The 22,060-nt window shown below is 41.7% G+C and carries 20 protein-coding genes; 10 read left to right on the top strand and 10 right to left on the bottom strand.

Features of this window, described 5'->3' with window-relative positions; genetic code table 11:
* Positions 1–70: 70 nt before the first annotated feature.
* The 3 genes from KPY62_RS07535 to KPY62_RS07525 form a co-directional block, all read right to left on the bottom strand.
* Positions 71–562 carry a flavin reductase gene (locus tag KPY62_RS07535; protein ID WP_216583231.1) on the bottom strand — a complete coding sequence of 164 codons (492 nt, stop codon included), beginning with the start codon at positions 560–562 and terminating at the stop codon, positions 71–73.
* Positions 563–618: 56 nt separating this feature from the next.
* Positions 619–1,647 (bottom strand): methionine synthase, encoded by a 1,029-nt coding sequence (locus KPY62_RS07530; protein ID WP_216581455.1) that lies wholly within the window; start codon positions 1,645–1,647, stop codon positions 619–621.
* Between the two features lie 64 nt (positions 1,648–1,711).
* Positions 1,712–2,704 carry a DUF1852 domain-containing protein gene (locus tag KPY62_RS07525; RefSeq protein WP_216581454.1) on the bottom strand — a complete coding sequence of 331 codons (993 nt, stop codon included), beginning with the start codon at positions 2,702–2,704 and terminating at the stop codon, positions 1,712–1,714.
* 395 nt (positions 2,705–3,099) lie between these two features.
* Between KPY62_RS07525 and KPY62_RS07520 the strand changes: the two genes are divergently transcribed.
* Together KPY62_RS07520 and KPY62_RS07515 are read left to right on the top strand one after the other, a co-directional pair.
* A complete protein-coding gene (locus KPY62_RS07520) occupies positions 3,100–3,762 on the top strand; it encodes a DNA-3-methyladenine glycosylase (protein WP_216581453.1) in 663 nt (220 codons plus the stop codon).
* Positions 3,763–4,050: 288 nt separating this feature from the next.
* Positions 4,051–4,362 (top strand): NGG1p interacting factor NIF3, encoded by a 312-nt coding sequence (locus tag KPY62_RS07515; RefSeq protein ID WP_216581452.1) that lies wholly within the window; start codon positions 4,051–4,053, stop codon positions 4,360–4,362.
* A gap of 153 nt (positions 4,363–4,515) precedes the next feature.
* Here KPY62_RS07515 and KPY62_RS07510 read toward each other — a convergent pair whose 3' ends face one another.
* The 3 genes from KPY62_RS07510 to KPY62_RS07500 form a co-directional block, all read right to left on the bottom strand.
* Positions 4,516–4,890: a hypothetical protein gene (locus tag KPY62_RS07510; RefSeq protein ID WP_216581451.1), complete on the bottom strand. Its 375-nt coding sequence runs from the start codon at positions 4,888–4,890 to the stop codon at positions 4,516–4,518.
* A gap of 151 nt (positions 4,891–5,041) precedes the next feature.
* Positions 5,042–5,509 carry a hypothetical protein gene (locus KPY62_RS07505; RefSeq protein WP_216581450.1) on the bottom strand — a complete coding sequence of 156 codons (468 nt, stop codon included), beginning with the start codon at positions 5,507–5,509 and terminating at the stop codon, positions 5,042–5,044.
* 375 nt (positions 5,510–5,884) lie between these two features.
* Positions 5,885–6,481 (bottom strand): PepSY domain-containing protein, encoded by a 597-nt coding sequence (locus KPY62_RS07500; RefSeq protein ID WP_216581449.1) that lies wholly within the window; start codon positions 6,479–6,481, stop codon positions 5,885–5,887.
* A gap of 374 nt (positions 6,482–6,855) precedes the next feature.
* Between KPY62_RS07500 and KPY62_RS07495 the strand changes: the two genes are divergently transcribed.
* On the top strand, positions 6,856–7,566 hold the full coding sequence (locus KPY62_RS07495) for a ZIP family metal transporter (RefSeq protein ID WP_228730615.1): 711 nt from the start codon (positions 6,856–6,858) through the stop codon (positions 7,564–7,566).
* Positions 7,567–8,176: 610 nt separating this feature from the next.
* Here the strand turns inward: KPY62_RS07495 and KPY62_RS07490 are convergent.
* Positions 8,177–8,380 carry a CsbD family protein gene (locus tag KPY62_RS07490; RefSeq protein ID WP_216581448.1) on the bottom strand — a complete coding sequence of 68 codons (204 nt, stop codon included), beginning with the start codon at positions 8,378–8,380 and terminating at the stop codon, positions 8,177–8,179.
* A 499-nt stretch (positions 8,381–8,879) separates the two neighbouring features.
* Here KPY62_RS07490 and KPY62_RS07485 point away from each other — a divergent pair, with 499 nt between their 5' ends.
* A complete protein-coding gene (locus KPY62_RS07485) occupies positions 8,880–11,111 on the top strand; it encodes a molybdopterin oxidoreductase family protein (protein ID WP_228730614.1) in 2,232 nt (743 codons plus the stop codon).
* 69 nt (positions 11,112–11,180) lie between these two features.
* Here the strand turns inward: KPY62_RS07485 and KPY62_RS07480 are convergent, their stop codons facing one another.
* Positions 11,181–12,512 carry a D-amino acid dehydrogenase gene (locus KPY62_RS07480; protein ID WP_216581446.1) on the bottom strand — a complete coding sequence of 444 codons (1,332 nt, stop codon included), beginning with the start codon at positions 12,510–12,512 and terminating at the stop codon, positions 11,181–11,183.
* 44 nt (positions 12,513–12,556) lie between these two features.
* A complete protein-coding gene (locus tag KPY62_RS07475) occupies positions 12,557–13,309 on the bottom strand; it encodes a YgfZ/GcvT domain-containing protein (protein ID WP_216581445.1) in 753 nt (250 codons plus the stop codon).
* Between the two features lie 266 nt (positions 13,310–13,575).
* Between KPY62_RS07475 and KPY62_RS07470 the strand changes: the two genes are divergently transcribed.
* The gene (locus tag KPY62_RS07470; RefSeq protein WP_228730613.1) at positions 13,576–13,929 is read left to right on the top strand and encodes a zinc ribbon domain-containing protein YjdM; all 354 of its coding nucleotides are present in this window, start codon (positions 13,576–13,578) and stop codon (positions 13,927–13,929) included.
* 48 nt (positions 13,930–13,977) lie between these two features.
* Here KPY62_RS07470 and KPY62_RS07465 read toward each other — a convergent pair whose 3' ends face one another.
* On the bottom strand, positions 13,978–14,367 hold the full coding sequence (locus tag KPY62_RS07465; RefSeq protein WP_216581444.1) for a hypothetical protein: 390 nt from the start codon (positions 14,365–14,367) through the stop codon (positions 13,978–13,980).
* Between the two features lie 362 nt (positions 14,368–14,729).
* Here KPY62_RS07465 and hemL point away from each other — a divergent pair, with 362 nt between their 5' ends.
* The 5 genes from hemL to proC all read left to right on the top strand — a co-directional run bounded on the left by hemL (position 14,730) and on the right by proC (position 22,008).
* A complete protein-coding gene (gene hemL, locus KPY62_RS07460) occupies positions 14,730–16,031 on the top strand; it encodes a glutamate-1-semialdehyde 2,1-aminomutase (RefSeq protein ID WP_216581443.1) in 1,302 nt (433 codons plus the stop codon).
* A gap of 407 nt (positions 16,032–16,438) precedes the next feature.
* Positions 16,439–17,980 (top strand): exopolyphosphatase, encoded by a 1,542-nt coding sequence (gene ppx / locus KPY62_RS07455; protein ID WP_216581442.1) that lies wholly within the window; start codon positions 16,439–16,441, stop codon positions 17,978–17,980.
* A gap of 218 nt (positions 17,981–18,198) precedes the next feature.
* Positions 18,199–19,002: an acetyl-CoA carboxylase carboxyltransferase subunit alpha gene (locus tag KPY62_RS07450; RefSeq protein WP_216581441.1), complete on the top strand. Its 804-nt coding sequence runs from the start codon at positions 18,199–18,201 to the stop codon at positions 19,000–19,002.
* Positions 19,003–19,138: 136 nt separating this feature from the next.
* Complete coding sequence (tilS, locus tag KPY62_RS07445; RefSeq protein WP_216581440.1) at positions 19,139–20,722, top strand: tRNA lysidine(34) synthetase TilS; 1,584 nt, start codon at positions 19,139–19,141, stop codon at positions 20,720–20,722.
* A gap of 428 nt (positions 20,723–21,150) precedes the next feature.
* Positions 21,151–22,008, top strand: coding sequence for a pyrroline-5-carboxylate reductase (proC, locus tag KPY62_RS07440; protein ID WP_216581439.1), 858 nt, complete (start codon positions 21,151–21,153; stop codon positions 22,006–22,008).
* Positions 22,009–22,060: the final 52 nt, after the last annotated feature.

Genomic DNA, 22,060 nt, shown 5'->3' with positions numbered 1-22,060 from the left:
CTTCATAGTTTGAGGGTGAATAGTTTAATAGTAATTTGATAATAGCTAGGCAATTGATTTAAGTGCTGACTTAAGAGAATTGCACTTGTCCAACTTGATGATAAGCACGATTAAAATAAACCAAACTTTCATCTTGTTGACTTTGTTTAATGGCGACAACTCGACAGATAAAAATACTATGAGTGCCAACTTGCTGAATTTGCTCAATCTCACAATCAAAACTTACCAATGCATCTTCTAAAACAGGAGCACCTGTTGCTAGCTCAGTCCAAGACCCCTCTTTAAACCGGTCATCGACACTTAATTTAGAGGCAAATGTATTGGATAGCTGTTCATGCTGTGTGCCTAGCACGTTGACCGTTAGAATTTTATTTTCAACGAAATGACCATGCGACCGTGAGGTGTGATTCATACAGACCAGCAAAGTTGGCGGGTTATCTGTGACACTACATACCGCAGAGGCAGTAAAGCCGTATACGCCCGATGGGCCTTGGGTAGTGACAACACTGACCGCAGTCGTCAACGAAGACATAGCGTTTCTAAAATCGGTTGCTTCAATCACATCTTTAATCATTACTGCAATCCTAAATTTGACTATAGCTGGTCTGTAGAGGGCGTTTAGGCCGTCAGTTCTTGACGAATTATTTCTGCACCAGCACTTAAAGCCTTCAGCTTACCTCGAGCAACTTGACGAGACAAAGGTGCCATACCGCAATTGGTTGAAGGATAGAGCTTATCAGCATCAACGAATTGTAGTGCTTTTCGCAGAGTATTGGCGACTTCTTCAGGGGTCTCAATGTTATTGGTGGCCACATCAATAGCCCCGACCATCACTTTTTTACCACGGATTAATTCCAGCAAATCCATTGGTACCTGTGAGTTTTGACATTCGAGTGAGATAATGTCGATCTTAGACTGTTGTAATTTAGGAAATGCTTGCTCATATTGGCGCCACTCTGAACCTAGAGTCTTTTTCCAATCGGTGTTAGCTTTAATGCCATAACCGTAGCAAATATGCACCGCTGTTTCACATTTTAGACCTTCAAGTGCCCGCTCTAAAGTGGCAACACCCCAGTCGTTCACGTCATCGAAGAACACATTAAAAGCAGGCTCATCGAATTGAATAATATCAACCCCAGCCGCCTCTAATTCTCTAGCTTCTTGATTGAGAATTTTAGCAAATTCCCAAGCTAGTTTTTCTCGGCTTTTATAATGACCATCATACAGCGTATCGATCATCGTCATCGGACCGGGTAGCGCCCATTTAATAGGTTGCTTGGTTTGCTGACGTAAAAACTTAGCGTCTTCAACAAAAACAGGCTTTTGACGGCTGACAGCACCGACAACAGAAGGCACACTGGCATCATAGCGATTACGAATTCGTACCGTCTTGCGCTGTTGAAAATCTACACCATCAAGATGTTCGATAAAAGTGGTGACAAAATGCTGACGGGTCTGCTCGCCATCACTAACAATATCAATGCCTGCATGCAGTTGTTCCTGCAATGATACTCGTAGAGCATCTCGTTTGGCTTCAAGTAATTGCTCACCTTCCAAAGCCCAAGGTGACCAAATTTTCTCCGGTTCTGCCAGCCAAGAAGGTTTCGGTAGGCTGCCAGCAGTTGATGTCGGTAATAATAGTTTCATGTTAATCCAATTTTATATTTAAATCTTTAATATTTTGGCTAGATTTAGGCTGAATTGCGCTTAGTTAAGCTGCGTATTTTTTAACACTATAGTTTGCAGCCCATTGCTCAAGAATAGCTAAGTAGGGCTTAATAAACTGTTCTTCAGTAAATTTCCCCTGCTTAACCGCCATCTGGCTACGCTCTTCACGATCATACACAATTTGCGTCAGTGAATAATCTTGGTACTTCAAACTAGGTTGATACACTTGACCTGCTGTAGAGTTCGCATTGTAAATTTCAGGTCGGTAGATTTTTTGGAAAGTTTCCATAGTACTGATAGCACTGATCAGCTCAAGATCAGTGTAATCACTCAACAAGTCCCCAGAAAAATAAAACGCTAAAGGGGCCGCACTACCGGCAGGCATAAAATAACGCACGGTTAAGCCCATCTTGTGGAAATACTCATCGGTCAACGAATAGTCATCTTGTCTGTATTCAACCCCTAATACCGGATGCTGATTAGTAGTGCGATTATAGGTTTTACTGGTTGATACACTGAGGCAGATTACCGGTTTTTTATTAAAGTTGGCTTGGTATGCTTCAGAATTTAATAAATACTGAAACAGTTTGCCATGTAAATCACCGAAATGCTCTGGCGTTGGTGATGCTGATTTTTTATTGCTATGTTCTAACAGTAATACGCTAAAGTCATAATCACGAACATAAGAGGAGAAACTATTACCAATCATACCATCGATACGCTTGTTATGTTTATGATCAACAATCGTTGTTTTCAAAGTCTCAATGACAGGGAAAGTATTGCCATCGCCAGCAATATCCATATGGGCAGAAATAATTTCAACTTCCACAGAATAACGGTCTGCTGTTGGATTATCCCAATGTGCTAAAGCGTTAAAACGATTATTTATCATAGTTAACGTTTTGCGTAAGTTTTCTTGACGATGCTCACCACGAGCCAAATTTGCAAAGTTAGTGGTAAGACGTGTGCTATCTGCTGGTTGATAGTTTTCATCGAAACTAATTTTTTTAATTGAACATTTAAATTCTGTACTCATGGCGATTCGCTACCCTAATTATCTGAGATAAAACCAAGTTTCTGTATGAGATAGATCATACCTCAGTCAATACATGAATAAAAACGACTTAATTTAAATTAAAGCTGAGTAAAATTCATCTTAGTAACTTTTTGCTATTAAGCAGGATTAGATAGCGGAAGTTTTGACTGGTCATTTGATAGGAAGTCGAATCTATAAAATAGTTTAAAGGCCTTAATAATAACTTCTTAGCAGGAGAAGGGAGGTATATCTTGCCGCAGTGTAAAGCACATACAAAACATCGTTTAAACACAGGGTGAACATTGTCAGCACTTGCGCGTTATTTTTCTATGCTACATTGTAATTTACAATTTATAAGCCGTTAGCTTCTACCAAATAATAAAAAGGCCTTATTGATGTCAGCTTGCAAGTCAGCCTCTACTAAAGAAATAGCTTCTCAAGCATCGGTATTACTACCAGCATGGTTTGCTCGACCAACTTGTGTGGTCGCTGCTGACTTAGTAGGTAAGGTATTATGCCGTCAGTTAACCGATAGTGATGGTCAGCATAAGGTTCTGCGTATGCGTATCTCTGAGACTGAGGCTTATATAGGCGATGCTGATGGGTCAGTACAAGCCCACGTGGCAAAGGGCAAAGAAAAATCTGAAATCATGTATCGCCAAGGTGGTCTATTTTATGTCTATCTGACTTATGGGATACATAATATGCTCAACTTGATCACTGGGCCTGCTGACTCTGCGGAATCAGTACTGATAAGGGCTGGGTTTTTAAGTGATGACAGTGATCGGCTAGTCGACGAGCAGCAGCTTAGTGCTGACAAGCAACTCACTCATATCAAACAGCTAGCAGGGCCAGGTAAGCTAACTAAGGGTTTGCAGATTAACCGTGCCCTGTATGGCAAAACTATCAGTCCTGAGTCAGAGCTTTGGGTAGAGGAGGACGGTTGTCAGCCACCAGTATCATTGCGACCACGGATAGGTATTGACTATGCAGGCGAGGCCAAAGGCTGGCTATTGCGCTATGTATGGACCGATCATCGGTCTTTATCTAAAAAGTAAAAGCCTAATAAGTAAAGTCTCTAGGAGTTGACGGCTCTATTTAGCAGCTTTATAAAGTTAGCTGGCACGGTTTTAGGGATTTTTATTTTTTAAATTATTAGTCTTAAATGCTTATTTTCTAAATACTTGTTTTTTAAAACTTACTTTTTTTAATTCTTATCTTTTTAAATACTGATTTTTCTAAATGCTTGTAGTTTAAAAGGTGGGGTTGACGGTAGTTTATATAACGTATTTTAGTTAGCGCTACTTATTGAAACTATATGGTAGGAAGAGCTTAGGAGACTATCTATGTATAAGCTAACGGTTTTTGTTCCTAATGAGGCGCTAGAGCAAGTCAAGTCGGCGCTGTTTGCTGCTGGAGCCGGTAAGATTGGCGATTATGAGCAGTGTTGCTGGCAAGTGCAGGGCAGTGGTCAATTTATGCCCCTAGCTGGCAGTACACCGCATATTGGTAGTCATGATAGCCTAGAGAGCGTTAGCGAATGGCGAGTGGAGATGGTAGTAGATAAGCTGGCTATTATTAAGGTTATCCAAGCGCTAAAAAAGGCTCATCCTTATGAGATTCCCGCATATGATGTACTAGAAGTATTAGATTTTTAATGGCAGTATTATTTATTATTGCCAAGATAGCCGCTATAAAAAATAGCATTAAAAAAGCCGAACAAATCAATAAATGACTTTTCCGACTTTTAGTATCATTAGTATAAAAAGGTACCTAACAAGGCAGTAGGGCTGGCTAAATATATCTCACTACTAATCTTCTTTAATCTTAATTACATTGTAATTAGGGTAGCCTAGCTCGATTTTATAATCCTTATTACTACGCTCAGCTTTGACTTTAATAGTACGGTCACCTTGTTTATAGTTAACGTCTTTGACTCGATAGCCCATGTTGCTGACTATATTAGCGGCACGTTGCTCAATACCAGGACGATAGATCTCTTTATCGATTGTTTCGATAGTCTTCTTATGTTTTTTATACAAGTTAGTATCTTTATAGATATCTTGGTAAATATCTCCATAAGCATTATAGCCACCAGGTTCGGTAACGCAACCGGTAGTAACTGTTAATAAAGCAGCGATAACGCTACTAGCAGCAACGCTTTTCAATAGAGGCTTAGCGTTCATTATGGAGTGTCCTTATTATTTTTTTATCGTATGAAGTTTAATCGAACGGGGTTTTATCGCAGGATATTTCATTACAAAAGATGATGGCAATGACTAGAATATAGGTATGAACGTCCTATGCACTTTAGTCATTGCCAGAGTGTTACTAATATTATCTATGGTCATAACGATTGTTGTTTCTGTGCTGATCTTTGTTTTTATAATTGTCTCTGTTGTTATATCTATTATTATTGTGATTATTATTTCTTTGGTAGTCATTATCTCGTCTGTTATTAGACCAGTTTATTTTACTTGAGTTGATCAGCTTTAAATTAGGGTGGCTATAGCGTAACTCATAAGCTTGGTTATTCTTTTTAGCATGGACCAAGATCGCTTGATTGCCACGATAATTATCTGGCCTAATATCCATAACCTGATAACCGTTTCGGCGTAAATCTTGGCGTAACTGCTGACTCAAGCTATTAAAGCTACGATCTTGATAGTTATTATTGCCGCGATATACCGGCTGATTGTCGTAGCCGGGTTCGACAACCGTACAACCAACAGCAGTACCTAATATAGCGAGAGTGAGACCAGCTGATATGACATGCTTTAATGAGAAATGAGATAAAATTTTCATGATAAAATTTCCGATCCTAAAGGTTAAGTCAATAGTAGGTTAAATCAATAGTATTGAAGCTAATGTTTATTCATTGCGCAGTTACTTTAAATAAGTTTTGAGCAACTAAGGTATCAAGGGGAAAAAGTGACTATCACTAAAGATGGATAAATTTATAACAGTGCTAGTGATGGTATTTAAATTAGCCCAATGGCAATACTACGAAAAACGGCCAAATAAAACCACAAATAGGCTTATTTGACCAAAGGAATCAACACTACAATGATGCCAAAACTTCGATAACAACAGCTGCTGACCCTAGCTAGTTAAGCTTAGTAAGATATAGTTAAGCTTAGTAAGATATAGTTAAGCTTAGCAAGATATAGTTAAGTCAAATCAGTCTTTTTCTATTTTGATTACGTTTAGATCAGGATAGCTAAGTATTATTTCATAGTCCTGCCCACCACGTTTGGCATCAACTTCAAACACTCCGCGATTATTTTGCTCATCAATCTCAATGTCTTTGACTTTATAGCCCATATCGTTGATTTTTCTAATAGCCCGCTGTTTGGTAGCTGAGTAACGTGATTCGTTTTTTATTTTAGTTTCAAGATCATTGTTATTTTTATAGTTACTACCGTTTTGATTATTATTATTTTGCCAGACATTAGACCAAGCTTTTTGCTTAGAGCTGATTAACTTTAGCCCAGGATAGTTATAGACAAGCTCATACGGTCGGTTATTCTTTTTGGCATAAACATTGATTCTATTATTGCCATCGGGCTGAATATCCATGACGTAATAGCCAGCATTACGCAAGTCTTGACGCAGGCGGTTACTGATTTGGCCAAAATTACCATCGCGATAGATTTGTTGAGCATCGTTTTTTTCATAGTGGTTACTAGCTATAGCGCTACCGCCGATAGCAGTACTCAAAAGGGCGATACTAAGGCCTGTCGCTAGTACATTTTGCAAAATTTTAGCTTTTATCATGTTTTTCTCTTATTATAATTAGCAGATGCTTTGAAATATTTTCTTACATAGCTATGGTAGTCCGCAAAACTTGAGGGTAGATGTCTTAAAAGTTAACGAGTTGTAATTAATACAAGGCCTTGCGTAATAATGCTAAGCATTTAGTGAATGGCCCTTGCCAAACGGCTGTTTTGTCGCTAACTGATTTGGCCGTAACAATAAGGAAAAAAGGCTAGGGCGCGTTGATAATTCGACCACAGCACCGATACGATGCTGGCAGAGACTGTTTTTTAGGCGATTCAAAATTAAAAATATTCAAACGAGTTTACTAAAGAGATAGTCTAATATTATTTAGCTTATCGAAATAAAAGCTAGTGAATACAAAATAGAGGTAAATGATGCTGCTACAACTTATTCTTTTTTCAGGCTTTGCCGGAGCAACCGTATTTATAGGGGGCCTGTTAGCTAACCTATTTGATCACCACATAGAAGACAGTCCAGCAAAATTCCAGATTGTGCATACGCTAATGTCTTTTGGTGCGGGAATAATATTGTCGGCGTTAGCTCTAGTGTTAGTACCTAAAGGCATGGAAGAGCTGAGCATATGGGGCGTGATAGGATCGTTCTCAGTAGGGGCTCTATTATTTATGCTGATTGATAAGCGCTTAGCGAATTCGGGTGGTCAGCAGGCAACGTTACTGGCGATGATGATGGACTTCGTTCCTGAGTCTATTGCTTTGGGTGCAGTATTCGCTATTGAGCCGCAAATGGCCTTGCTGTTAGCGGTGTTTATCGGCTTACAAAATTTGCCTGAGGCTTTTAATTCGTTTCGTGACTTAGTGAAAAGTGGCTTTAGTGTCAAAAAGACTTTGGCTATTTTCTTCTTGCTGAGCTTTTTTGGTATCATCTCTGCATTAATTGGCCATTTTCTATTAAGCCCTTATCCAAATTTGACCGCTCATCTGATGATCTTCGCTAGTGGTGGTATTTTATATTTGCTTATTCAAGACATTATTCCTGAGAGTAAGTTAGATAATAATTATCTCACTTCGCTGGGTGCAACCTTGGGATTCTTAATAGGCGTGGTAGGTGAGATGCTTATTTAGAGCGATAATAGTGATGGTTTAAAATTTTTGTAAGCATATGCTTACAAGCAATGACGTTAATGCGACTTAACAATAGAGAAACAATTAGGCACTATAGATACACGGCATCAGGGAGTGTGACTCAAGGATTGAGTTTACCGTATTAAGGACAATGATTCAGTTACTGGCATCAGGACGATAATAGTAATTGAAGCATGGACACATGACCTATGCTGGTAGCAGATACTTGCTGACAGCAGTTGCAACAAACGAGCAGGAAGCTCAGCTATTGCCCTATATTTTTATTCTGTAAGGATGCAGTCATAAAAATGGTGATAGGTAACATGGATAGTTAACGATAAAACCGCATAACATTAATTTGTTATGCGGTTTTATCGTGTCTGGCTTAAGGTAAATATGTTCTGCGCCTTTAAGCTAATAATTAGTTAAGAGCACTATCTTATAGCTTGGCTATAAGATAGTAATCAAGCTTGACTATAAGCTATTAATAATAGCTACTAGTAAAAAAAACTGCATCATAAAATGATGCAGTTTTTATATTAATAACAGAAGGTAATTTAGCTTAGTATTCTATTACTATTGATCCGTTATTTATTACTGTTTATATCCATTAGTATTTGTGTTCGCTACGCCACTCATCTACTTCACGCTCTGCAGCATCTTTTGAATGACCATAACGCTCTTGTACGCTACCTACCAGCTTATCGCGGCTACCTTCAATATGCAATAGGTCATCATCGGTTAGATCAGCCCACTTCTGCTTAACACTACCTTTAACTTGGTTCCATTCGCCTTTCAAAGTATGTTCGTTCATTGTTTTATTCCTTGTTTTAATTATTAATGCTATTAGTCCAACTAGCTAACCTAGTAATTACTATAATTGGTTATTATAAATAATCATCATATTTACGGGCCAACTGTTAACAACTAATATAAAGGTCAAATATTACCTTGTCTGTATAATCAGTGTTTATAGTGTTGCTTAACAGCAATCATAAGCGCAGTTATGTTGATCATAGATAACTTGTGTTGTCCCTAGTAGCACTTATTGCTGCAACAAGTAAGTATGGCTATGCTTTCTCAAGCTAATGAATAGCTTCTATTAGTTTATGCTAATTCAATTGGCTGATTTTTAACTATTAGCTAGCATCGGCTATAGAAAATAATGACCCTCAGTACAAAGTTGCTAATAGACTTAGCGAGTAAATGGCTATAGCCTTAAAGTATAATAATAGGGCTTAAAAAGGGACTTATCTGCTTGAAAATGATAGCTAACTAAGGCCAGCCAATAATAATAGACAGGAAGCATGATTATGCCTAAATCAACGATAGTTAGCGAGCAAACGCATTTTAGAACTTGCACTTTGTGCGAAGCGATGTGTGGCATTGAAATTAAGCATGATGGCAAAAAGGTATTGTCGATTAAAGGTGATAGCAATGATCCTTTTTCTGAGGGTTATATCTGTCCAAAGGCTACAGCGCTACAGGATTTGCATGAAGACCCTGATCGCTTGCGCCAACCTGTTCAGAGAACGGCCGATGGCTGGAAGTCAATCAGCTGGACTGAGGCACTAGACGAAGTAGCCAAAGGTATTCAATCAGTGCAGAAAAAATATGGACAAAATGCGGTCGGTATTTATTTAGGCAATCCCAATGTGCATAATATGGGCGGCATGCTGACAGTCAAGCATCTGTTAAACAGTGTAAAAACTCGCAGTCGGTTTTCGGCTACTTCTATCGATCAGCTGCCCCACCATGTGGTCAGTATGCATCTGTTTGGTCACATGCTGCGTATTCCTGTACCTGACGTCAATCGAACCCAATACATGCTTATTATCGGTGGCAATCCATTGGCTTCTAACGGCAGTATTATGTCTGCACCGAACATGCGGCAAAAATTAAAAGACATCAAAGCTCGCGATGGCAAAGTAGTAGTGATCGATCCAAGGCGGACTGAGACCGCAGATATAGCTAGTGAACATCACTTTATTCGTCCAGCGACTGATGTTTTGTTGCTATTAGCGATGCTCAACGAAATCTATCGGCAAGGCTATGCTGATGTAGTACCAGCTGATAACAATAGAGCTGCTGCGCTAGCGCCTGAGATTAAAAGGATAGCGACGTTTGCTCAAGACTATAGCGCGGAGTCAGTGGCTAGTATTACTGGGATTGCAGCCATTGAGATCAAGCGCTTAGTAACGGAGTTTTGTGAGGCTAAAAGCTCGGTTTGTTACGGTCGTATGGGGGTCTCGGTACAAGAGTTTGGCTTGCTATGTCAGTATTTGATTATGCTGATCAATATAGTCACTGGCCGCTTAGATCAAGTGGGCGGTCTGATGTTCCCTAATCCAGCAGTTGATGTAGTCAATAATACTGGCCCCGGCTATTTAGGTAAGCGCCATAGTCGAGTGAGCAGCTTGCCAGACTTTAACGGCGAGTATCCAGTTGCCGCTATGAGCGACGAGATGCTAGTAGAAGGTGAGGGACAGCTAAAAGCCTTTATTAGCGTTGCTGGTAATCCAGTATTGAGTACTCCTAATGGTGCAAAGCTAGATAAGGCTCTAGAGCAGCTAGAGTTCATGGTAGCAATAGATTACTACGTCAATGAAACTAGCCGCCATGCCAATATTATCTTGCCGCCAGTATCACCACTTGAACGTGAGCATTACGACGTTACCTTCAATAATTTTGCCGTGCATAACGTCGCTAAATATTCACCAGCATTATTTGCCAAGGACAATAGTGCTAAGCATGACTGGCAGATCTATTTAGAGTTGGCAAAACGCTTAGATAAAAAAGCACCTATCAAAACTAAGATTGAGCGCTCGCTAATAGCGGCTTTAGGACCGAAATTCTTACTGGATCAAGGTCTAAAACGTGGGCCTTATGAAGGCCTCACTTTAAAGAAGCTTCTTAAAAACCCGCATGGTATCGATCTAGGGGTTATGCAAAGTATGTTGCCCCAAGCTTTAAAGCACAAAGACAAGCTAATTGACCTTAACGTTGACTTTTATCTAGCGGATTTAAAGCGGGTACAGACTAAGGTGCAGCAGTATGATGCCGGCCAAATATTATTGATAGGCCGTCGCCATGTCCGTAGCAATAACTCATGGCTGCACAATAGTCATCGACTGGTAAAAGGTAAGTCACGCTGTACTTTAATGTTGCACCCTGAGACGGCTGCTCAACAAGGTATCGAGGATGGACAATTAGTAAAAGTGACTTCTAGGGTAGGTAGCGTGGTGCTCAGCGCCGAAGTGACGAATGAGCTGATGCCAGGCGTAGTTAGCATCCCTCATGGCTTCGGTCATAGTCGCAAAGGCGTCATACAAAAGATCGCGCAAGCGCATGCAGGGGTTAGTGTCAACGATCTTACTGATGATACTTTGATCGATCAATTGAGTGGTAATGCGGCGGTAAATGGTGTGCCTGTGCAGCTAGAAGCCGTTGAGCCACAAAGCATTGAGCCAGCAGCTATGGAGGGACAAAGTTTTACCTCGTCAGCTACTGAGCAACAGCAATCAGGCGCTAGTATTGCGAGCTAAAGGTACTTGCACGTTATTATTTTAATTACTTTAATCAATTCAATTACTTTAATTAATAAGGGCGCTGACTTACAACGCCTTTTTTATACCGACAAAATCAAACTTAACGGCTGGGGTTTCGCCTTGCATCAGTAAACTGATAGCTTTGGCCGAGCCACAAGCGTGAGTCCAGCCAAGGCTACCATGACCAGTATTGAGCCATAAATTATCAAAAGTAGCGGATTCATTCTGACTGCCATGGCGAACTTGCCCACAATGTGCCCGCCCAATCAGCGGCACGTTTGATGGGGTCATCGGCCGTAGCCCAGTCCAGTACTGGGCGGAATTGGCGACGATACCTTTGGGGAACAGATAACGTACTCGCTCAGTGATAGCCGCACAACGTACGCTATTCAACTCCATATTATAGCCATTAAACTCTGCGGTTCCAGCGACGCGCAGCTTGTCGCCAAGCCGCGACATAACTAGCTTATATTCATCGTCAATCAAGCTTATAAAGGGTGCTAAATGCGGCGCCCGTGGATTGACTTGATAAGTGGCCGAATAACCTTTAGCAGGAAAAATAGGCAGATGAACCGTTAGAGGTTTCAGCAAAGCCACACTATGACATCCAAGAGCTATGACATGACTATCGGCACTAAAAGTTTGAGCATTTTCACCTTTGGGACGGATAGTAATACTGTGAATATGGGGACGACTAGAGTGCGCGTCGCTATTTAATGCCAGAATGTCAGTATTATAGAGAAAGGTAACGCCAGCTTCCAAACAGCGCGCGGCCAAGCGCTGAGTAAAAAGATGAGCATTACCAGATTCATCACGACTAGTATAAGTAGCGCCAACCAGCTTATGAGCGATAGGATAGAGCGCAGGCTCGAGACTGGCCGCATTATTAATATCAATAAAATGTCGCTCGCAGCCTAGCTCCTGCATGCGTTCAGTCGGTGCAATAGCAGCATCGAATTCAGCTTGGCTAGTATAAAAATGCATAATGCCACGCGTTTGCTGCTCGTATTCGATGTCAGTATTGCGGCGTAACTGTTGCAGTGTTGCCCGTGAATACAGTCCTAAGCGCACCATCTGTACTAGATTATCATCGGCTCTATCCGCACGACACTCCTGCAAAAACTGCATAGCCCATTTTAACTGATCTTTATCAGCGCGCAGCCGGTACAATAGCGGTGAATCCTCAGAAAACAATGACTTAAGCGCTTGCATTGGTGCTCTAGGATTAGCCCATGGCGTGGCATGTGATACCGATATCTGCCCACCATTAGCAAATGAGGTCTGCATAGCTGCTGCTGATTCACGCTCGATAACGGTGACTTTATAGCCAGCTTTTTGTAGATACCAAGCAGTGGTTATCCCCACTACGCCAGCTCCGAGTACCGCAATATGTGTCATAGCTAAAATTCTCTATAGTGGCTCTACTGTTAGTACAACCCGTGTTATTTGGGGCGAGCGACATCTGCTTGTAGGATAGGCGGTAAGTCGATGATTGTTAATTCATTCTCAGCCAATTGCTCTGGACGGGCAACCACTAAGGCGATAAAACCATCTGCGCAGGGGATAGCATTGACTACTTGTACTTTACCTAGCTTTTCACCAGCTGCTGGGGCGTCGCCTATGCCTTTTACATAGTGTAAAAATGCCTTGGGCGCTGATTTAAAGTAGATACGAGCGATAACTTCTTGACCTAAATAACAGCCTTTATCATAGTCCATACCGCCGCGCTGATGTAGGCGCAACTCTTGTGGTTGGAACTCGCCTTGAGTGGAGGCTACTATCCAATAATTACCAGTGACAATACTACACTGCATCCAAGCGCTAACGTTCTCTACTGTATTATGAGTCTCCTGATGACTAAAAGTTGGCTCATCATCGAGGACACAAGGGTAGATATCGACAGGAGTGCTGGTTTCAAACTTGGAGAACGCGCCGTATTTTTTTAGATGTGCAGCTAAAAACTCGGCACAATCGGCACTGATCACTACATCGTAATGCTTTTCTGCTTGTTTCTTGATCCATATCCCAAACTCAATACGGCCTTTTAGGTTGCCGATAGCGGCAGCTTGATAGCTAAGACCGAGCTTAGTCACATCACAAGTTAGTTGACCTTGCAGGAACTTTTCTGCGTCTTCACCTTTGATAGTCAGCTGTTTAAAGGTAGGTGATTTTGACTGATTGTTAGGGTCACTCATTTTTATTATCCTAATTTTAAGAGTTAAATTATCGAAAAAGTAATGTTATAGAAATATAATTATTATGCAGCAGTTGTTGCAGTGAGGTTGTCAAATTAGCACCCAAAAGAGTACCACAAAAACCAGCGCCATAAAAAACACTATAGTTAAGAACTAAATAGGGTTCAGTAGCTATTTTACAAGCGGGGTGATTGGTCAAAGATAGCGAGTTGAGCTACAATGAAGACTCTAAAATATAGCCTATCTTAACCGCAAACGAGGATATCATGAGTTTACCAAATTGCCCAAAATGCGCCGCTGAATATACTTATGAAGACGGTGCACTACTAGTATGCCCAATGTGTGCCCATGAGTGGTCAGCGGCTGATACCGATGCGGTACAAGCCACTGAGCAAGATGCCGTTATCCGTGATGCGGTCGGCAATGAGTTACAAAATGGCGATGCGGTCACGGTAATCAAAGACCTAAAAGTAAAAGGCTCGTCAACAGTGATCAAAGTCGGTACTAAAGCAAAAAGTATTCGTCTGTTGCCTGATGCTACAGACGGTCACGATATTGACTGTAAACTTGATGACTATGGCCCGATGAAACTTAAGTCATCAGTAGTTAAAAAGGCTTAAAGTATGGACTGGCCAAAGATTATTGATTAGATAATTTTTGCTAAGCGCTTAAGGGGTGATTTTGCCTAGCTTGATAAGCCTTGAGTTGATCGAACCTCTAGTACGTTGATGTTGTGCTTCTAAGGTAGTAATAGCATCACCGTTGTCAAAAGCGTCTGCCAGCTGCTGATCTTGTTCTTCAGTCCAAGGCTGACCGGCGTTAACAGGCAGATTGGCTCTACGTATATCGGCTTTGATCATATTCTCAAGCGCCGGAATAGCAGCGTGTAAAGCGCGTTGTATATCGCTATTTAAGCATAAGCTATTAGTAGCTAAAGGCTCATCAGACAGGGGGTTGATGCCGTCGATAAGCGCTTTAATCATCTTGATAGCTTCTTGATTATTCATCGGTGCAGGGCTTGCTGTGTCTGTAGCTTGGTTAGTGGTAGTGTCTATCATCTCTTGACTCCATTATAAACAAAAGTTTATTACGTCAATTCACTATAGACTACCTTGCTATCTATTAGCAAAAAAACTTAGCAAAAACAACCGAGAAGAAATAAAGTCAATGTCAAATAAACATCAACAACTCACTGCGATATTGATAAAAAATGGCCCATTGATAGGACGTTTTTTAAAGCTTATCGATGACGAGATTTTAGAGTTGATAGTTTACAATGGTAAACATATAGCACAATCTCTAGATTTTATATGACCAACGTAAGTCGTATTGAATAACTGGAGATGAGCTTTTAAAATGCACAGTAATTTACCGCTATAAACCGTTAAAACCATAATTAAAGGCAATAAGGATAATAGTCATGAGTACTAAAAACGAACAGCTTTTCGCCCAAGCCCGCAAACATATTCCTGGTGGTGTAAACTCGCCAGTGCGAGCCTTTGCTGGTGTCGGTGGCACTCCAGTATTTATGCATCGCGCTAGTGGTAGCAAGATATATGACACTGAAGATAATGCTTACATTGATTATATCGGCTCTTGGGGACCAATGATCTTAGGCCATGCGCATCCAAAAGTTATCGATGCGGTAAAAAAAGCCGCCGAAGATGGTCTAAGTTTCGGTACGCCAACGCCATTTGAGACTACCGTTGCCGATAAGATTTGTGAGATCGTGCCTAGTGTCGAGATGATAAGAATGACTAGCTCTGGCACTGAAGCGACTATGAGTGCGATTCGCCTAGCACGTGGCTTTACTGGTCGTGACAATATCGTCAAGTTTGAGGGCTGTTATCATGGTCATTCGGACAGTTTGTTAGTTAAAGCTGGTTCAGGCATGCTTGATATTGGTGAGCCAACCTCAAAAGGGGTACCAGCAGACTTTGCCAAGCATACTATTACCTTGCCATACAATAATCCACAAGCGATCAAAGATTGTTTTGAGAAGTGGGGTGATACTATTGCTTGTGTGATCGTTGAGCCTATCGCTGGCAATATGAACATGATCATCCCTGATCAACAGTTTCATGACACTTTGCGTGAGCAGTGTACTGAACATGGTGCGGTACTAGTATTCGATGAAGTAATGACCGGCTTCCGAGTAGGTCTTGGTGGTGCGCAAGCCCACTATAATATCCAGCCTGACCTAACTTGTTTCGGTAAAATCATTGGCGCAGGCTTGCCAGTTGGCGCTTTTGGCGGTAAGCGTGAAATTATGGAATGCATCGCGCCAATGGGCGGCGTCTATCAAGCCGGTACCTTATCAGGTAATCCACTAGCGATGCGTGCTGGTATTGCGATGTTTGAAGACTTAACAGTAGCTGGCTTCTACGATGAGCTGTCAGCGAAAGTGGCACACTTAGTAGACGGTATGCAAGCTGCTGCTGATAAACATGGTATCCATCTGCGTACTAACAAGCTCGGCGGTATGTTTGGCATGTTCTTTGTCAAAGACAGCGCTACCGCAACGCCGCTTAATTTTGATGAAGTGACTGAGTGTAATATGGAGCATTTTAATACGTTCTTCCACGGTATGCTGGAGCGTGGTATCTACTTAGCGCCTTCTGCCTATGAAGCAGGCTTTATGTCGATCAAACATAGCACTGAAGACTTAGAGGCTTCTATCAGAGCGGCCGATGAGATATTTGCAGAAATGGCTAAAAGCTAGTTTTTGACTTGAGCGTTAATCATTAAAAAAGGCCAACATAGCGACTGATTATTAGTGCTACGTTGGTTTTTTTACTCAGATCAGGCTAATGCTAAAATCACTCTATTCGTTGTAAATATCTCTATAAGATCAGCTAGCTAAGTCATTGTTATTTATGTCATATTAATCTATTAAAAGGGACTAAAGGTTTTAGGGCAATAGCAGTAAATAGTAGCGACTGCCTAGGCCATTTTTATTAGTCTGTCGGTAAGCAAATAATAACTAGCGCCTGTTACTTGTCAGGGTTTAGCATAAATGCTTTAATGGCAAAATCTATCCGTATTTGTAGCTATGTAAAATATGTAAAAGCTACTATGCTCAAACCTCAGCGATTACCTCACCCATAATACAGGGCCACAACCTCTCCTATGCTCAATATATCTGTTGCAAACCAACCACTTGCCGACAATGAACTGATGGCCGCTATTGATATTGGCTCGAATAGTTTTCATTTGGCGATAGCTCGCTTAGATCATGGCGAAGTACGCAAAGTAACTTCTATGTCTGAAAAGGTGCAGTTGGCTGCCGGTTTGGATGAGAACAATATCTTAAACGCAGCAGCTGAACGCCGTGGTCTTGAGTGTCTGAGCCGTTTTGTCGCGCGCTTGGACTCAGTACCGCCAGAGCGTATTCGTATTGTCGCTACTAACGCCTTGCGCCAAGCCAAAAATGCTGAGGACTTTATCAAGCGTGCTAATGCGATCTTGCCAAAACCTATCGAGATTATCGCTGGACGTGAAGAGGCACGACTCATTCATTTAGGGGTCTCACACACTAATGCTAGTAGCGACAAGCGCTTAGTAATGGATATCGGTGGTGGCTCTACAGAGTTTATTATCGGTAAAGGCTTTGAGCCGCTATTGACTGAAAGTTTACAAATGGGTTGTGTGGCTTTTACCAAAAAGTTCTTCGCTGATGGTCAAATCACTGAAAAAGCTTTTGCTAATGCCATTGCCGCCGCGCGTAAAGAGATGCTGGCTATCAACGGTCAATATCAGAAGACCGGTTGGAATAGTGTTATTGGTTCTAGTGGTACCATAAAAGCAGTGCGTAATGTGTTGGTATCTAAAGGCTGGTCTGATGAACAAGAGCGTATCACTTATAAAGGCGTCAGAAAGCTGGAAAAGCTACTAATCACTATCGGTGATGTCAATGACATTGAACTAGAAGGGGTTAAAGAGCATCGAAAAGCAGTCTTTCCAGCAGGCGTAGCAGTATTGCGTGCGGCTATGAAAGTACTAGGTATCGATACTATCGCTTACTCTGATGGGGCGTTACGTGAAGGGGTGATGTATGACATGCTCGGGCGTTTTGCTAGCGAGGATGTACGTGATCGCAGTGTGCTGGCTCTCAATAAACGCTATTCAGTAGATAAAAAGCAAGCTCGGCAAGTGGTCAGAACCAGCCGTCATCTATTTAAACAAGTCAAAGATGAGTTGCAGTTGACGAGTGATGATGCTGATTTGTTAAGACGAGCGGCCTATCTGCATGAAATTGGTTTGGCGATCAGTCATAACAACTATCATCGGCACAGCGCTTATCTACTCGAAAACTCAGACATTCCTGGATTCTCACAAGTCGATCAAAAACGTATGGCGCAGTTAATGCTCAGCCATAGACGCAAGCTAAAAAGTGATATGCTTGAGCAAATTTGTCTTATTGGCGGCAATCAACTGATCTATTTGTGTTTATTGCTCAGGCTTGCAGTATTGGCTCATCATAGTCGTAGTGAATATGAGCTCCCTAACATGCGTTTAGTAATTACTGATACTAATTGCTGGCAAATCACCGTTAGCACTGATAAAAAACACTATGCGTTTTTATTCTCTGATCTCGAAGCTGAGATTGAGCAATTTGCTAAGTGGGGCATCAAACTTACGGTGATCGAAGCGCAAGCGCAAGCTGAATAAATACTGAGTACTAAAGATTCACTAGCCAATGTTAAGCTAGTGGTTGTTAGTCGCAATAAGATAATTATTATTTAATTATTTGTAAATTTTATACTTAGTGCAACTGTGCTAATATAGTTTTGTTGAGTTTACAGATGTACTTTGGATATACTCAAATACACAATAACTGAGAACTTGTATAAAACAATACACTATAAAATGACTAAAAGGATAAGTCTATGAGTACCGTCTGGGATAGCGTTCAGATAGCACGACATGCCAAGCGTCCATTATTTATGGACTATGTTAATCAGCTATTTACTGAGTTTGACACATTGCACGGTGATCGTGCCTTTGCTGATGATAAAGCTATTATTGGTGGCTTAGCACGCTTGGATGGCAAGCCAGTAATGGTCATCGGTCAGCATCGTGGTCGTAGTACTCGTGAGCGTATCGCCCACAATTTTGGTATGGCTAATCCTGAAGGCTATCGCAAAGTTATTCGCTTAGTCAAAATGGCCGAGCGCTTTAACTTGCCGGTTATGACCTTTGTTGATACACAAGGAGCTTATCCTGGCATTGGTGCTGAAGAGCGTGGACAAGCCCAAGCAATTGCTGAAAGCATCGCTGTATTCTCCAGTTTAAAAGTACCAATTATCGTTACTATCATTGGTGAAGGGGGTTCAGGTGGTGCGCTAGCTATAGGTGTTGGTGATAAAGTGAATATGCTGCAAAACAGCATCTATTCAGTTATCTCTCCTGAAGGCTGTGCAGCTATTCTGTGGAAAACCGCTGAAAAAGCGCAAGATGCTAGTGAGGCACTAAAATTAAACGCCATTAACTTGTATCAAATGGGCTTGATTGATGCCGTCATCGATGAGGGGGAAGGCGCACATTTACAACCACAGCCCGTGATGAAAGCCCTTAAATCATTGCTACTTGAGCAGTTAGAAGAACTGCAAGCAATGGATGCTGATACTCGTACTGAACTGCGTTATGAAAAGCTAAAAACCTTTAACTCAGAAGTTATGCTACCAGCTTAAAGTGCTTTAGAGGTTAACTATCGAACAATCATTAACGTGCTCATTAGTAGCACGTTTTTTTGTAGCTGATTTTTAGCTTATAATTAGACTCGTTGAACATTCATCAATAGACACTTTTAACTAGACATGACTAACTATGACCAATAGCGCCATTAAGCCTTATCCTATCAAGCCAATAGTAGCAGAGTCGCCAGTAGGTTCAGCGCTGGCACATGCTTTATTGGCGAGTGTTGATGAACACCGTGAACAGTTACGTGGTCGGCGTATTTGGCTGGCTTGTAGTGGTGGTCGTGATTCTTTGGTTTTAGCCGCGCTATGTTTGCAGCTCTATCAGAAAGGTAAGTTAGCATTTTTGCCGCAGCTGCTGCATGTCGACCACAATCTACAGTCAGCTAGTAGTCATTGGGCTAAGCATGTTGCTAAATGGGCGCATGTCCAACAGCTGCCTTGTACTATTTTATTAGCGCAAGTAACTGGTAGCGATGAGCAAGCAGCACGGCAAGCCCGTTATCAAGTGATGCTTGAGCATATCAATCAAGGCGACGTTTTATTGTTAGGTCATCATGCTGATGATCAAGCTGAGACCGTATTGATGCGCTTGATGCAGGGCGCTGGGGTAAAAGGTCTAGCTGCTATGCAAGCTTGGCGTGAGCAGTCACAAGGCGCGCGACATAATGTCTTATGGCGGCCTTGGTTGTCGGTGCGTCGTGCCAACATCAGTAGCTATGCTGAGCGCTTGCAGCTGCCTTATATTGATGATCCAACTAATGATAATGGTGATAATGTGCGTAGTAGTTTGCGCCGAGATATCATGCCACTTCTGGCAACTTATAACCCTAATGTCATTGAAAACATGGTTCGTAGTGCGCAATTGCTTAGCGATGCGCAGGCAACAGTCAACACGCAAGCGGTGCAAGATTGGCAACAGACTACTATCGACGAGCTTGATTATCCTTTAGCTCAGAGGGTAGTTGATATTGATCAATTACAAGCATTACCACTCTACCGGCAACGGCAATTACTGCATTACTGGCTGGCGCAAGATGAGCCGTTACCGCCGAGTAAGCAACTAATAGATGAAGTGTCTAGGCTAGTGCAACGTGATGATAATGACCACCAAACTCAGCTGGATTGGTACGCACACCGCCAACATTACAGGGTACGTCGTTACCGTCAGCAGTTATATCGACTCAGTCACTCATGGCTTGATTGGCTAGCGTTACCAGTGCTGGTACAACAGCAAGTTATTATTAAAGATAGGCTACAGCCATTCACGGTAGCCTTGCGGGAAAATGCTGCTTACCGTTGGCAATTAAAGATTATAGCTAGTGAGTTGGCACCTTTAATGAGCAACGATACTGATCAGTTAACCTTAAAAGTAACACCGTTAGGTCGACAACAAAAGTTAAAAACGTCAAGGGCTACGCGAGCACAGTCTGGCAAAAAACTTTATCAAACGCTAGCTATTCCAGTTTGGTTGCGAGACAGTTTACTAGTAGTGAGCACTATAGGTCTAAATTCAGAAGTCACAGATTTAAAAGCTGTTAACTCTGAGCCTAAAACTGATGACAACGAGCTGCCGCTATTACTAATCTCCCCCTTTGAGCAGTGGCCGTTGACCGCAGATAATGCAAAACTTAATTTAAGCAATAATGACCCTCAATGGATTGCCAAGATAGTCAATGGCGCATTTAGCAGTGCTCTATTTGCTATAAAATAATGCGTCTTGCTCTAGGTTGCCGTTACTGACGCTATAAATGCTGCCGTCAATGAGCTTGTCTATGCCTCAATTACTAGTGTGCTTGCCTGTACTGTTAACTATATGGCTACTACTAGTCTGTTATTAGCCCGTATCTAGGGTTAATGGTGAGACTTTTGAGCCACAATTTGTTCTCTAGTCACCCTATCGATGTTCCGCCTTTAGGATGAACTGATAGTCACTGCGCTAACCACCAATTTTTCAAACGCCAATAATGGCAGTATGGTAGACTAGACCTCATTTTAGACCGCCTGCTTGCTAAAAACGCTCTATCAAACCGTGCTGTTTAAACGATACTATTTAGCGCTTATTATAAAAAGTAGTCTATGAAAAAAGCAATGCTAACAGGCAGTTAGGGTTTTAATAGAGCAGAATTATTAGGAGGTTTTATGTCATCAATTAATAATAAGTTAATTAATAAGAAAATAAGCTTTATCGGTGGCGGCAATATGGCGCAGGCCCTAATCAGTGGTCTTATTGGCTGCGGTATGAATCCTGAACTTATTACGGTATCGGCACCGAGTGCTGAGACTCGTGAGCAATACGCTAAGCAGCAAATGAATACTGTTGATGCTAGCCTAGATGCAAAAGCAGCAGTTATCGATGCTGACGTAGTGGTACTAGCAGTCAAACCACAAATGATGCAGCATGTGGTTAGCGAGTTTTCTGACGCTTTAGAGCATCAATTAGTTATTTCAGTAGCAGCAGGCTTATCGACTGAGCTTTTATCTGAGATGTTAGGTGGCTATAGTAATATCGTCCGCGCTATGCCCAACACCCCATCGAAGATACAAATGGGCGCAACTGGTCTCTATGCTACAAGCGATATTACTGACCAACAAAAGCAGCTAGCAACGGCAGTGATGGAAGCTTCAGGGTTAGTAATGTGGGTTGATTCTGAGGAACAGATGCATGCCGTTACTGCAGTAGCAGGGTCAGCACCAGCTTATGTGTTTTACTTTATTGAATCGATGATCGATGGCGCAGTGGCTTTAGGTCTAGATAGAGAGCAAGCCTCAGCGTTAGCCATGCAAACCGTGTTAGGGGCAGCAACTATGGCTATCGGTAGTGACGACAGTCCTGCTGCGTTACGTCGTAAAGTAATGTCACCGAAGGGCACTACACAAGCGGCGATTGAGTCAATGCAACACAATGACATTAGTCGCCAAATAGGCGAGGCTATGCAAGCGTGCTACGATCGCAGCAAAGCACTTAGCGAAGAGATGAAGAGCGACGATAAAAAGTAAAAGTAGTTTATAACTGCTAGAGGTTTTCGCAATTTATGCCTTAGCATAACTG

It is taken from the genome of Psychrobacter sp. TAE2020 (assembly GCF_018919485.1).
GTDB lineage: Bacteria > Pseudomonadota > Gammaproteobacteria > Pseudomonadales > Moraxellaceae > Psychrobacter.
The sequence above is the reverse complement of the archived record's forward strand: the minus strand, read 5'-3'. Positions and strand labels throughout refer to the sequence as shown.

What these genes read in the sequence shown, in the direction of transcription:
- KPY62_RS07530 (WP_216581455.1), bottom strand. Translation starts at nt 1,647, where the DNA reads ATGAAACTATTATTACCGACATCAACTGCTGGCAGCCTACCGAAACCT.
- KPY62_RS07525 (WP_216581454.1), bottom strand. Translation starts at nt 2,704, where the DNA reads ATGAGTACAGAATTTAAATGTTCAATTAAAAAAATTAGTTTCGATGAA.
- KPY62_RS07520 (WP_216581453.1), top strand. Translation starts at nt 3,100, where the DNA reads ATGTCAGCTTGCAAGTCAGCCTCTACTAAAGAAATAGCTTCTCAAGCA.
- KPY62_RS07515 (WP_216581452.1), top strand. Translation starts at nt 4,051, where the DNA reads ATGTATAAGCTAACGGTTTTTGTTCCTAATGAGGCGCTAGAGCAAGTC.
- KPY62_RS07510 (WP_216581451.1), bottom strand. Translation starts at nt 4,890, where the DNA reads ATGAACGCTAAGCCTCTATTGAAAAGCGTTGCTGCTAGTAGCGTTATC.
- KPY62_RS07505 (WP_216581450.1), bottom strand. Translation starts at nt 5,509, where the DNA reads ATGAAAATTTTATCTCATTTCTCATTAAAGCATGTCATATCAGCTGGT.
- KPY62_RS07500 (WP_216581449.1), bottom strand. Translation starts at nt 6,481, where the DNA reads ATGATAAAAGCTAAAATTTTGCAAAATGTACTAGCGACAGGCCTTAGT.
- KPY62_RS07495 (WP_228730615.1), top strand. Translation starts at nt 6,856, where the DNA reads ATGATGCTGCTACAACTTATTCTTTTTTCAGGCTTTGCCGGAGCAACC.
- KPY62_RS07490 (WP_216581448.1), bottom strand. Translation starts at nt 8,380, where the DNA reads ATGAACGAACATACTTTGAAAGGCGAATGGAACCAAGTTAAAGGTAGT.
- KPY62_RS07485 (WP_228730614.1), top strand. Translation starts at nt 8,880, where the DNA reads ATGCCTAAATCAACGATAGTTAGCGAGCAAACGCATTTTAGAACTTGC.
- KPY62_RS07480 (WP_216581446.1), bottom strand. Translation starts at nt 12,512, where the DNA reads ATGACACATATTGCGGTACTCGGAGCTGGCGTAGTGGGGATAACCACT.
- KPY62_RS07475 (WP_216581445.1), bottom strand. Translation starts at nt 13,309, where the DNA reads ATGAGTGACCCTAACAATCAGTCAAAATCACCTACCTTTAAACAGCTG.
- KPY62_RS07470 (WP_228730613.1), top strand. Translation starts at nt 13,576, where the DNA reads ATGAGTTTACCAAATTGCCCAAAATGCGCCGCTGAATATACTTATGAA.
- KPY62_RS07465 (WP_216581444.1), bottom strand. Translation starts at nt 14,367, where the DNA reads ATGATAGACACTACCACTAACCAAGCTACAGACACAGCAAGCCCTGCA.
- hemL (WP_216581443.1), top strand. Translation starts at nt 14,730, where the DNA reads ATGAGTACTAAAAACGAACAGCTTTTCGCCCAAGCCCGCAAACATATT.
- ppx (WP_216581442.1), top strand. Translation starts at nt 16,439, where the DNA reads ATGCTCAATATATCTGTTGCAAACCAACCACTTGCCGACAATGAACTG.
- KPY62_RS07450 (WP_216581441.1), top strand. Translation starts at nt 18,199, where the DNA reads ATGAGTACCGTCTGGGATAGCGTTCAGATAGCACGACATGCCAAGCGT.
- tilS (WP_216581440.1), top strand. Translation starts at nt 19,139, where the DNA reads ATGACCAATAGCGCCATTAAGCCTTATCCTATCAAGCCAATAGTAGCA.
- proC (WP_216581439.1), top strand. Translation starts at nt 21,151, where the DNA reads ATGTCATCAATTAATAATAAGTTAATTAATAAGAAAATAAGCTTTATC.